The 12584-nt window shown below is 50.5% G+C and carries 7 protein-coding genes and 2 pseudogenes; 6 read left to right on the forward strand and 3 right to left on the reverse strand.

Translation table 11 applies throughout. The features are described from left to right. Positions 1–109: 109 nt before the first annotated feature. Entirely contained in the window at positions 110–1720 is a 1611-nt protein-coding gene (locus tag HP15_RS21435) for a GMC family oxidoreductase (RefSeq protein ID WP_014579419.1), read from the reverse strand. 262 nt (positions 1721–1982) lie between these two features. Here HP15_RS21435 and HP15_RS21440 point away from each other — a divergent pair, with 262 nt between their 5' ends. The 3 genes and pseudogenes from HP15_RS21440 to HP15_RS22130 all read left to right on the forward strand — a co-directional run. After that, positions 1983–2864, forward strand: coding sequence for an alpha/beta fold hydrolase (locus HP15_RS21440; protein WP_041646873.1), 882 nt, complete (start codon positions 1983–1985; stop codon positions 2862–2864). 195 nt (positions 2865–3059) lie between these two features. Further along, the gene (locus HP15_RS21445; RefSeq protein ID WP_014579421.1) at positions 3060–3848 is read left to right on the forward strand and encodes a hypothetical protein; all 789 of its coding nucleotides are present in this window, start codon (positions 3060–3062) and stop codon (positions 3846–3848) included. Between the two features lie 72 nt (positions 3849–3920). Then, positions 3921–4173: pseudogene (locus tag HP15_RS22130) on the forward strand (delta-class carbonic anhydrase); the annotation flags it as partial. A gap of 259 nt (positions 4174–4432) precedes the next feature. Here the strand turns inward: HP15_RS22130 and HP15_RS21450 are convergent. After that, positions 4433–5623 (reverse strand): OmpA family protein, encoded by a 1191-nt coding sequence (locus tag HP15_RS21450; RefSeq protein ID WP_041646815.1) that lies wholly within the window; start codon positions 5621–5623, stop codon positions 4433–4435. 1493 nt (positions 5624–7116) lie between these two features. Between HP15_RS21450 and HP15_RS22960 the strand changes: the two are divergent. Next, positions 7117–8381 (forward strand): annotated as a pseudogene (locus tag HP15_RS22960) (conjugal transfer protein TraF). An 821-nt stretch (positions 8382–9202) separates the two neighbouring features. Further along, positions 9203–9568: a histone-like nucleoid-structuring protein, MvaT/MvaU family gene (locus HP15_RS21465; RefSeq protein ID WP_014579430.1), complete on the forward strand. Its 366-nt coding sequence runs from the start codon at positions 9203–9205 to the stop codon at positions 9566–9568. A 749-nt stretch (positions 9569–10317) separates the two neighbouring features. On the opposite strand, the gene HP15_RS21470 is transcribed toward HP15_RS21465, so the two are convergent. Beyond that, a complete protein-coding gene (locus HP15_RS21470) occupies positions 10318–10698 on the reverse strand; it encodes a hypothetical protein (protein WP_014579432.1) in 381 nt (126 codons plus the stop codon). 535 nt (positions 10699–11233) lie between these two features. Here HP15_RS21470 and HP15_RS21475 point away from each other — a divergent pair. Continuing rightward, entirely contained in the window at positions 11234–12574 is a 1341-nt protein-coding gene (locus HP15_RS21475) for an HD-GYP domain-containing protein (RefSeq protein ID WP_014579433.1), read from the forward strand. Positions 12575–12584: the final 10 nt, after the last annotated feature.

Here is a 12584-nt window from a genome sequence, read left to right on the forward strand (position 1 = left end):
AAGGACCAGAAACCACTGGATGATCGAGACAACGAAAGCCTTTGGGGAGGACAATTGCATTTGATATTAAGGCTTTACTTGATTTCGAAGCTCGACTCAACCCATACGATCAACTTTGCGTGTCGTCCGCATCCTCAGCTATCAAATCAGCCGCTTTTTCGGCAATCATAATCGCTGGTGCATTGGTGTTGCCGCCGATAATGGTCGGCATAATGGAAGCATCGACGACACGCAACCCCTCCACTCCATACACCCTCAACCGTGGATCGACCACTGAATCCTTGCTGGTACCCATCTTGCACGTGCCAACTGGGTGATAGACCGTGTCGGTGCGATTTCTGAGAATATCGATTATTTGCTTGTCGGTTTTGACGTTTGCCGTGAACGGGTCCTCAGTGCAGAACTTGGCCAGGGCGGGAGCTGCCATGAGCCTTCGAGTCATTTTATAGCCGTCCACGAGCTCCTCGACATCGTTTGCATCATTAAGGAACCCCGGATCTATTACCGGCGGTGATGCAGGGTTGTTATTTTTCAACACCACAGTTCCACGACTCTTTGGTCTCAACAGGCATACGTGACATGAGAACCCATGGCCCCGGTGCAAACGTCTTGCGTGATCATCGACCAAAGCGACTACAAAATGCAGCTGGATGTTTGGAGCCTCAAGCTCTGGGGATGTCTTCAGGAATCCGCCACCTTCTGCAAAATTCGACGCAAGCAGACCCCGCCGCGTTTGCCTGTATTTGATAAACTGTCGAATGCCATGCATACCTCCCTTGAGCGAAAGGCCTAGCAGGTTACTATCATTGGATCGGTAGCCGAAAATAAAGTCTGGGTGGTCCTGAAGGTTTTTGCCGACGCCGGGAAGGTGATGCATTACCTCAATGCCCTTCTCGCTCAGCTCTGCTTTGTCGCCAATACCAGACAACATCAACAATTGAGGGGACTGAAATGCGCCAGCACTCAGAATGACTTCTTTCCGAGCCCGAATATACTCCAACCGCCCTCGCCTGGTGAACTCGACACCGATGGCCCGCTTGCCTTCAAAAACAATTCTTTGCGCAATTGCTTCCGTATGAATAGAAAGATTTCTTCGGCTTGACCTGTGAGGTTCTATGTAAGCCCGATAAGCGCTCCAGCGCTCACCGTTGAGCTGTGTAACTTGGTATAATCCGATTCCCTCCTGTTGAGGTCCATTAAAGTCCTCCGTTATCGGATAACCGACCTGCCGAGCGGCCTCGAGATAGTGCTTCTGGAAGGGATTATCGCTTTGTAAATCGCTAACTTTCAGCGGTCCACTATTTCCATGCCAATCGTCATGAAACCTCTGATTGGCTTCTGATTTTTTAAAATACGGAAGGACATCGTTGAAGCCCCAACCCTCGTTGCCTGCGGCTTCCCACGCGTCGTAGTCGCTTGCGTGGCCGCGAATATAGGCCATCGCATTAATTGCTGAAGACCCACCCAGTACTCGCCCCCTGGGTTGATACCCCCGTCTGCCGTTCAGTCCAGGCTGGGGTGTGGTCTCAAAGGCCCAGTTGTTAACCTTACGCGGGACCATAGCGACCACGGCAGCCGGCGTTCTAATCAACGCGCTACTCCCCCGGTCCGGTCCGGCCTCCAGCAATGCAACCTCAGATCTCGGATTCTCACTTAAACGGCCTGCCAAGGTACAGCCACTCGACCCACCCCCAATAATGATGTAATCCGCACTCTTCATATTGCACCTTTGGCTTCACTCACATTGTTTCCCGACACTATCGACGCACAAGCGCGACAGTCGGAAGGGTTTCTCGGGCCAAATCACCACCGCATCAACTCCTGCAAGTTGAGTAGCTCTACATAACGATGGATTCTGCGGCCTAACCAAGAATCCCGTTCTCTTGCGGAGAGGGGCTGTCGAGTCTTGGCCCACTCTGCTGCCAACGCTGATCAACAAGTTGGGCTATGATCGGGACACCGTCGAGGCTAGGGAGTACACCGTGAGTCAGCAAAAAACACACTGGATCATCAGCGGCGATCTCCTAATCCATGCCGTGATTGAGGGCGATTCGAAGGCAACACCTCTTGTGTTAGTTCATGGCTATCCGGATAACCTCCAGGTTTGGGATCAAGTCACACAGAGGCTGAAAGATCGATATCTCATTATCCGATATGATGTCCGCGGCGCCGGTAAGTCAGACAAACCGAGTAAGACAAACAGTTATAAACTGCCCCTGCTTGCAAAGGATCTAGAGGCCGTGGTCAATGCCCTGATTCCTGGGCGTGGCTTTCATTTGATCGCTCATGACTGGGGCTCGATTCAGTGCTGGGAGTCCGTCACTGGCAACACTTTGAAAGATCGCATACTGTCTTACACTTCAATATCCGGTCCCTGCTTGGATCATGTAGGCTGGTGGATTCGCAACGCAGTATCCTCAGCAAACCTTCCGAAACTCAAGAGAATGGCTGATCAGTTAGCGCATTCCTGGTATGTATTTATGTTTCAAATTCCTGTTGTGCCGGAGGCCATTTGGCGCATTGGACTCGATAAGTACTGGCCAGATTATTTGAAGAAGCATGAGGAAATATCAGACGCCACATATCATTCGTCACAAAGAGATGATGGGCAATATGGCGTAAAACTGTACCGAGCTAATTTTGTGTCGCGACTCCTAAATCCCAGGATTCGAATTGCTCGCTGCCCCGTCCAGGTCATCGTTCCAAAACGCGATGCCTATGTCCGACCCCAACTAATGGATGGCCTCTCTAGCTGGGTTGCTGACTTAAAAATACTCGCAATTGACGCACCACATTGGGCGCCAATTACGCAACCGGAACGCGTCGCACAAGCAGTTAGTCAGTTCGTAACAGAGCACTCATAGCCTTGTTTTAAAACCGGATAACCAAGCAGAGCCGCGCGTGAAGAATGGCCGGCAGGGCCGTTTGTTATGGTTTTCGTGATACAGACCAAGTGTCTTTGCGTACCACTTAAATGAGTTAACATTCAGTGGTGATGATGGCTGCAGCTCTTTAAACGATGGTGTTTCGTAGAGCACACTGTATACTGACATTTCTTGATGGATCTTTTAAACTATCAAGACAAATTCTTTTTGTTCACAACACCTGCTAAACCGAAAAATATGGCGATCGACTTTTACGACTATGGTGAACTGAAAAGCGGATTTGCTGGCTGGAGAGTCAGCGGCACCGTCAGAAACAAGCGTTATCAAAAATATTTTTCGATTCGCAATACCCACCCGTTCATACGGGATTCTGAGTGGAACGAGTACCAGCGGCTTCGAGCACAACATTATTATGCTCGGCTGAGGATGCGCTCGTTTGCGGCTCAATACTTCGACCAACTGCGCTCAGATCATCCCCGTACACTGGCAGGACGAGGGCTTGGCTTCAGAGGAGTCACTCTTGGAATCCTCCGAAACCCCGGTTCTGAACGGTATCACTGTCAATTTATAGTGAATTTGAGAGAGCAAACCCAACGGTTCGTTATCAGTGCCGAACAGAGCTTCGATGCGGCATGGGACCTTGCGATTGACCAATGGACGAGTGCTTTTGAGATTCGTAAAAAGGATGCAGATCGTATTCGAAAAGAGAAAAAACCCGGACCGGACGCATTCAAATATCTAAGAAGAATCATGAACGACGAAGGCCATGACATTCCAGTCGATGCCTTACACTTTGTCTTCGCACATCAGCGGGCTGAGCTAAAACGCCGCAAGGTGTCAGAAACTCTTCAAGGTCGGAATGGATCCTCGTCTGATGACTTCTGGGGTGAACAAGAACTAGGCGAGTTCGCGGCTCATCTGGCCCAAGAAATCGAACGTCACAAAGGCCGTTCTCAAGCGTGACCGATCGTTTCAACACTGGCGCAAAGCGACCGTTCTCTCACCCATGGTGATAGTCGACGACAGCAACGCTTTGACATTTGCTCGTTTAAATGCGGCAGCTTGCATCCCGGTGACACTATTGAAGTGCACTACGTGCATTTCACCGCAAACGTTTCACCGGGGCCAACACTCGGTGCTTGCTTGAACGATGCGACCGAAAATTACCAAGGTTAATATCGCGTCTGTGGGTCGTTGGTGTGAATCAAATGTTTTCAATGAGGATCACGCCCATGGCGTTCGAAGTTTAGTGAAACACCCATCGCTTCTTTCAATTATCACTCCTTAACAAGCAAACAACCTAGTATCCCTATCAACGGCTGGCAGGATGGTCGATAAAAGAATGTCCACTGCAGTTCTTGTGGACACTCAACAAGCCCACTTTCATTACGGACTCAGTGGGCTAACAAAATATTGGGATTAACAATCCCATTTGTATACCCACAAACGCGACGCAACGCGTCCGAACATCGGTAGATTATTTTTTTGCGCTAACCGACATAGCAAAGGTCGAAGTACCTTGTCTGTTCAGGGAAGATCCCAATGCATTAACGCAGCACTTGTACTCGAGCCTCAACGCGGCGGTTCATTTCCCGACCTTGTGCCGTTTCATTTGTCGCTATTGGTTGAGTTTCCCCATAACCAACAGCCTTAATACGATCCGCTATCGTTGCATTCCGCGATATCAAAGCCGACGCTACAGATTCAGCTCGACGTTGAGACAGCCTTTGATTATAGACAGAGTCTCCCGAAGCATCAGCATGCCCCGCTATTTCGATTACTGTACCCGTGTTCTCAAGGATTAAAGCGGCAATGCGATCGATCTCCGAGTCGAACTCGGCCGGAATGCTTGCACTATCCAACGGAAAAGTAATACTTACAACTTCAGTTCGCAAAGTCTTGACTTCTCCAAGGCAACCTACAGAATCAACTTCAGCAACACGAGCGGCGTCCGTTCCAGCACATTGATCTTGGTCATCAGGGACACCGTCGCCATCGCTGTCGATTACGCCGTCCGGCTTAGGCTCAACCATCGCAACCTCTGAAACAGCGCGCACCTCATTACGTCGAACAGGCGCACGGTCAAAGGCAAATGAAATACCGATCAGAGCCTGCGTATCCCAAACGCTGTCGTCCACGCCATGAAACTGCCTAACCTCACTTTTCAATGAAAGTCGGTCAGTGAAGTCAAACCGAAGCCCGGCACCCACATTTAGTCGTGTTTGATCACCCTGATCGATCGACGCATGTCCAACCCCAGCCGAGACGTACGGATTTAAAGTTTGCGAGAGTGGCGCAAAATAGTGCAAACCGTCGACCCGAAAGGCACTGAACTCCGATGAACCAGTAGCTCCGACCGATTGAGCCGGACTACCTGGCAGCGGGTCCTCAATAATTGGAAACTCGGGCTCGCCTAACATCGAGTCAAGATGAGTTTTATCAAAACTCACATCCGGGTCTGCCGATGTGTAAGATAGCTCTATCGCCCATTGCTGAGAGAATCGATACTCAACGCCCAACCCCTGAGTTTTTGCATCATCAACGTTTGTTTTGCTATCAAAAAATTGATAACCAATAAAAGGTGTAAGGTATAGGCGATTAACCGGTTCCGCACTCAAAGCGGAGCTCAACGGAAGAGCAAAAAAAGCAACAACGATTGGTAAACGCTTCATTTTTTTCTCGCATAGTATCTTGTATTCTGACGTACAATTATAAAGACTTCGCACAAGAAAAAGCATCCTTTTTCTCCGGTGGATAGCCCCGTCCCCGGGTTGGAAAGCCATGAGGGCCAGACAACACCCATACCGCAGGAACCAAGCGCCTTGAACAATCGGGCGTCAGCCTCTCGCACAAGTTTGAATTCAGCGATGAAGAAAAAATCCAGCTTGGCTTATCTCTAAATCACACAAATATGCCGTTGCCAATTGTGTAAACGGCCTGAAACCCGGCACATCGTGGCGAATAGGGAATGGGTTTCCAGATCGTGTTGGAGGGTATGATTGGGGGCTTATTTTTGGTCTATACGGCGTCCAACAATGTTGCCAGCGTATCGGCATTCTCTCGTCGTTCAGTCGACCAAAAACAGTTGGTTCCTTCTTATACGCAACGCAAGACATCCCAACTAATAACCTGATTTCGGGCGTCGCTTTTGGCGAGCTACCGCTACATCAATGCTATATGCGGTTAGTCGCCAGTACTCTGAAAGATATATGTCGGTGCCATTTCGAAGTGCTCTGGAAAAGTCGTAGCCATCGACGTAGACATTCGTTCTCATACGGCCACATCCCGACCAGAAAGCTCGGAGCCGGAAATGAAAAGACAGCCACGAAGGAGGCTTTTCCGCATTAAGTTGGTAGCAACTGAGTGCCCCTAAAAGGGGAAAGTCATCTTCTATAGATACACACAATTACTCTGGCTGTTAGCTTCAAAAACTTCGCTCTCTTGTTTTAATCAGCCAAGGGCGGGTGGAGCTATGGGAGTACCTCAGCCAGCAATCGCTCGTATGGAAAAATTGGGAAAGATTTGCGGCTATCCTCTGTGAAACGGCATGTAAAGGGCACTGAGGCCAAAGTACGACTGGATATTGAGCTGCCATATGGAACGCTCTGCGCCATTCCTTCGTGACGAAGCCAAGCCGCTCTTCGGACCATCGCACCCCTAGATGGATGTCGCGTTTGCCAGACATCCCTGCCAGCTCTGAGCCCGGGTCATCCTGACCAACGAACTCTAGAATGAGATGAAGCAGGTGAAACGGACAGCATCTAAGCTTGTAGCTAGAGAAGTTTAATCGCTATATTTTTCGTTTAGACACTCAATGTGCAACGCCATTAACTGCTCATCGCTCAAAACACCCGTATGCTCCAATGCAGCAAGAAGCTTTTCGGTCTGTTGAATCCAGAATCAACGGAAACCGGACGCTGAGGGCGTCCAGGTCTCGCTGTACCGAACGAACCGTCACTCGAATACCCCAGTCTGCTAACGGCTGCACAAGGTGTTTTGCTGTCGTCGACCGAGGCGCCCGAGGGATCAACTGCAGCAATATAAGGTGTCTGACAGTAGTGCTGTACATAGTTCTCACTTTAATACGCTAATTAGAATCGGTTTCTTTGACAGCTCCCCTCCGCAAGCGAAGGGGCTTTTCGCCGTGTTCAGCTACAAATTGGCAGCATAGTACGGGTTATTCTATTTTATGTTAGATAACTGTTTGTCCCTCTAACCCAAAGGATTAAGTATGCATCTAAAATTGGCACCTCATGCTCTGGCCGTTTCGGTTGCCCTTATTTCTTCCACGGCACTCGCAGCGCCCGCCTCCTTCTCATCCGCTCGTTCATTGGGGATGGGTGGTACCGGGGTGGCAGCCGCTTCGCCTGTGGACGCGGCCAGTACAAACCCGGCACTCATGGCAAGCGATCACCACGGGTGGTCCGACGACTTTGGCCTCCTACTTCCTTCGGTAAACGCCCGTGTTGCCGATAAGGAAGAAGTGACCGACCAGGTGGATACTATCCAGGACACCATCGGCCGATTGGACGCCGCAGCCACCGCTCTACCCGCCAACCCATCGAATGTACAAGCCGAAGCCGGACGGCTCCGAGATCAGCTTCAGGCCTTTGACCAGGACACCGTTCGGGCCGATGTCGGAGTTGGGCTGGCTGTCGCTTTTCCGGGGAAGTCGCTTTCTGTAGGCGTCTTTGTCAACGGCAATCTTACGGCAACTGTCCGGGGTGAATTTGACGAAGACGATGATGCTCGCCTGGAGGCCATCGAGACGGGCACTCTCCCGCCCCCTGGAACACCAATCTCGACCGACCTGGAGTCTCGGGGCCGCGTGCTAGCTTCTGCCGTGTCCGAGGTGGGCGTCAGCTTTGCGCGCGAATTTGAGCTCAATAACGGGGAAAAAATTCAGGTTGGGGTTTCTCCAAAGTATGTAAACCTGCGGACCTTCCAATACACCGAAACGGTGTCCGGTTTCGACGAAGATGAGTTCGACGGCAGCGAGTTTGAAACCGAAAAAGCGGCTTTAACCTGGACCTCGGCGTCGCGTATCGCTTTGGCGAGACGAATCGGTGGCAAGCCGGTGCTGCAATCAAAAACGTGATTCCAATGGACCTCAAGTCCGCGGCAAAACGTCCCGATCTGGGCGAGCAGGAACGCGAACTGACACTGGATCCGAGAGTCACCGCCGGCATTGCGCACTACGGCGACTACCATGTGGTGACGGCCGAGGCTGATCTGACAAAGCAAGAGGGCTTTGGTTTTGAGTCCGACCGTCAATGGGTTGCCGTGGGCGCTGAATTCGACGCGTTCCGTTATGCCCAGTTGCGTGTCGGGGTTCGACATAACATCGCCGACGAAACGGAGTCGGCTGGAATCGAGGAAGGCACGCAGTTCACCGCCGGCGCAGGATTCAATGTGTTCGGTGCTCGCCTTGATCTGGCAGCTCTGTACAGCGACGCTGATGTCGGGGCTGCCCTTGAACTTGGTACCGCTTTTTAACTCGACTTACGCTCTCCCCGCCCCGCTCGCAAGGGGTGGGGAGCACTCCACGGATAAAACCAGCGCAACGATCTACGGCGTCTCAAACTGTGAAATGCCCTCGCCTGCCCACTGATCCAGGTGGAGATGCCCATCTGGAAGATAGGCGTGCAAGGCCGCGCCGCACCAATCCAGACGAATAATCGCCAGAGCTTCCTCCTGCAGTGCCGACGGCAATTCCCTGAGACTTGCGAGGTCAAAGTCTGGTTAGAGGTCGACGTTCAGATACGCGCGGTCGATGTCGACAGCCATGCATTGGCACGCGACCTATATTTGAATTGAGCTTGCGGAATAGCGAATAACAAGAAGGCTCCTTTCAATATGAGTTTGCCTTTCATGAGTTTTTCACGCTTGCGCAAAAACCTCCGCTCATTGAAAGCTTCGATGGTGTTGTTGGATTGTTTAGCGAACTGAGCGTTCCGAGAGAGGACCAGAATTATTGGGGCGATGCTGTTCTCCATACCGCTGCCGAGAAACCAAACATTCCACTAGGCCTCATCATCAAGATTTTTAAGGCAAACGATCGGGGGAGACTTCTGACCCGGACTAAGGCCGAGCGTTATTTGGAAGAACTTCGCCCAAATTCGATCCTTGTTGATTACGTGAATGTCAACGAACTACGAAGTCAATGTCTGACAGTGCAATTAGAAGTGATATTCCCGATTTTGAGACCAGGCTATCTATCGTACAACACCCTTTACCTTCAATTTTCGGGCCTATTGCTATATATTTGACTCTTAATTATTCATCTCCTACCAACTTTCAATCGAAGGTTTATTTTTATGGCAAAACTGTCCAATTATCTTGAGAAAAAACGCTTGATGGCAAAGCTTGCCGATGAACTCCGGCAGCTCGAAGAAGATACTGGCCTAAAACGGGAACTACAATTTGAGGCCGATATTAAAGCGTTGCTCAAAGAGTATAATTTCACCGCAAAACATGCGTTCAATGTCCTTACCGCTGCTGATTCCTCACTGACACCAACCACCATGCCCACTTCCGATGGGCCCAAGCGTGCAATGAAAACCTACAAAAACCCTCACTCTGGTGAAATCGTCAAAACACGGGGCGGAAATCAAAAAACGCTAAACGAGTGGCGCAAAGAATACGGCGCGGAAGCCGTTGCCAGCTGGGAACAACTAAACTGAGTAGTCTAAAATCCAACGGATAATGTAGCCCGTATACCTTTGATTGTGATCATCGTAGCTGATGGACACACAACATGGGGCGAGCCGGCCCGGTTTTCTACTCGATTTTCCGGGCTGGCTTCTTTCCAAACCGATCTCGCGTTTTGGTTTGTCCAAAAAATAGAACACAAGCTGCATGGGATACTGCGCGTGTTTCATTTCTACCGACCATTGAGTAATTCGCGTTTGGCAATACGCCCATAACCGTTCTGCAATTTTCAGGCAAAGATCTTTAATCGGATCAGTTCGGAGCGACCTACTCAAACCTGATCATCAGGCCTGAAGCTCACCTTTACATTCAGCGATGCTTGCTGCCTTTTTGCTGTGCGGTCAAGGCTGAACCGGCGTCGTGGGTTCCGGCTCAACGAGACGTAAGGAACTTTTCGGACATTGCATATGTTGCCGTCCAAAGTGCCTCAAAATCTAACGCCCGTTACCTTAGACTATCGCCGGCATGGATCAGCACATCGTCGTCCGGAATCGCAAGCATAATCAAGTGCATGGTCTGAGTGTCAGAGGTTCAAACAAGTCGACGGCACGCTCCCAAATGTGGCGTGGCAGTGATTTAAATTGCCCTCACTCTCCCAGAAACTTACACAAGTGTCTGACTCTGACACGGATGATACCGGACACGTGTCCATTGACAGCTTCCCCTCGCTTGCGGAGGGGGTGAGCAACCTGCTCGATGATCAATTCAGAACCTCGCAGAATCAGCACCCTACTTCATTGCATAGCGAATTGCTGGGCCGCTGTGTCGGGAGGGATAGGTAGCCAAGATCCACATCGGGAATAAGGCGGCGCTGGCGAACATCGAACGCTAAATCATTGCGGACCAATGGCGCAAAGCCCTGCCTACGCCAGTCGGACACGCACCAATGCACCTGATCGTTAAGCGTCGCTGTCTCTGGTACCCAGAGAAGACGAGCGACTTGCAGCTTGCCGTCAAGAACCGCATTGCGCTGATCTTGATTAAGCCACTCGCGCCCGTAAGCCGCTAGCTTACCATCCAGCTGGACCAAAACGCGTAGCTCAAACGCCCCATGATCATTCTCCGCCTGAAAAATCAACGGCGCTCTATCGTGTAATTGCATACCGTGTCCTCATCACTCGCACACTAAAAACCCATCAATTGCGTCTGCGGCATGATCGAACCCGATAAACTAAAAGCCCGAGCTTTGCCTCAGTGTTAGTACGAGGCAAGCTTGCGGACGTACCACGCCGGCAATTTAGAGTCTCGAACCACTCGAGTCATACGTTATCAACGTCCGAAGGAGCCCAACCTGACATACTATGACGATATCTGGCGCAAGCTCACAATTCCGCTGGCCAGTAGGTCTATTAATGATGCTATTGACCCAGCCGGGGCAGCGTTAGATATTAAATGAACGGCCCTACAATGCCGAACTGGCCAAGCAGGAGGCGGCAAACCTACTCAACTTAGCGCAGCCACCATGATCTAGTTCTTAGACAAGCAAATCTTGCCCTGTCGACCTATCGGTGACTGCTGTAGAGCACAGTGATAGAGCGGCAAGGCTTTTGCCAAATCAAGCACGACCGCCCGAGCTGTTTTAAACCGCTGAGAGGGCGGGTCAGGAGTTAAAGCTGGGAAAATAGGTAAACTACTACATGCGCTACGAAACAATCGAACTTGAAATTGACGTCTCCGAACTACGAATCGGTATGCATGTGGTCAGGCTTGACCGTCCATGGGAAGAAACCGACTTTTTGATTCAGGGTTTTATTATACAGAGGCAAGACGATATCGATGCTATTCAATCCCAGTGTCGAAAGGTTGTTATCGAGGGTAAGGTCAAACACACTGAATCAGAATTACAACCCACGGACGATCATCAAAACCGTCCGGTATCTCGTGTCAATGGCATCCAAGGGCGCGTCAGACAACGCAACAATCCAAACACGCGCAGCAAAGATCGGAACAGCCACAAGCAGGCTCTAACCGGCAAGCGAGTGACCTATATTAATAAGATCGGCGTCGAGCAGGAGGTGAACCGGGCAAAGAGCTACTATACAGAAGCAAAATCGGTCGCTAGCAGCATCATGTCCGGGCTTCGTATTGGCAGGGCACTGGATCTCAACAAAGCCAGGGAAGTTGTCAACGATTGCGTCGACAGTCTATTGAGAAATGATGATGCGCTACTGCTGCTCACCAAACTAAAGCACAAGGACGAATACACCGCCGAGCACTGCCTAAACGTTTCAATCCTGTCAGCTGCTTTTGGCAAGAAGCTGGGATTGTTAGAGGAGGAGATTCGCACGCTTGGACTGTGCGGTCTGCTGCATGATGTCGGCAAATCCAAAGTTCCTGTCGATATTCTGCAAAAACCAGGAGCTCTGACCCCAGAGGAATACGGGATTATGCAGAATCACACTAACTGGGGCCGTGACATGTTAATGGCTCTACCCAAAGTCGTTCATGCCACGGTAGACGTGGCATATAACCATCACGAACGTCTGGATGGCAAAGGTTATCCTCGAGGACTAGTTGCCTATCAGATCCCCTACTTCGCAAAAGTTGTTGCCATCGTAGACACCTACGATGCGATAACAAGCAATCGAGTCTATGACAAAGGTCGATCGTCCATGGAGGGACTGGAAATCATCCACAGATGCCGAGGCAATCAGTTTGATCCTGACTTAACCCGCGAGTTCGTACTTATGATCGGCATCTATCCGCCAGGTTCCATCGTTGAGATGAAATCGGGCGAGGTGGCCATCGTGATTGCCTCTAACCCGAGAAATCGTCGGAAACCGAAGGTAATGTTGGTAAGAGATGAGAAAAAACAGCGGCCGAAAAAATACCGCCTTCTGGACTTGAGCAGAGAACCCCTTAACAGCGCCGGAAAACCTTTCGAAATTGCCAAGGAACTGCCTGATGGCACCTATGGTATTGTTTTGCAGCGCTTTATTGACAACGGCCTGACCTTTGGCCATCAGGCCATTGATTAAATATCGACTT

The organism is Marinobacter adhaerens HP15, assembly GCF_000166295.1.
Taxonomy (GTDB): Bacteria; Pseudomonadota; Gammaproteobacteria; order Pseudomonadales; family Oleiphilaceae; genus Marinobacter; species Marinobacter adhaerens.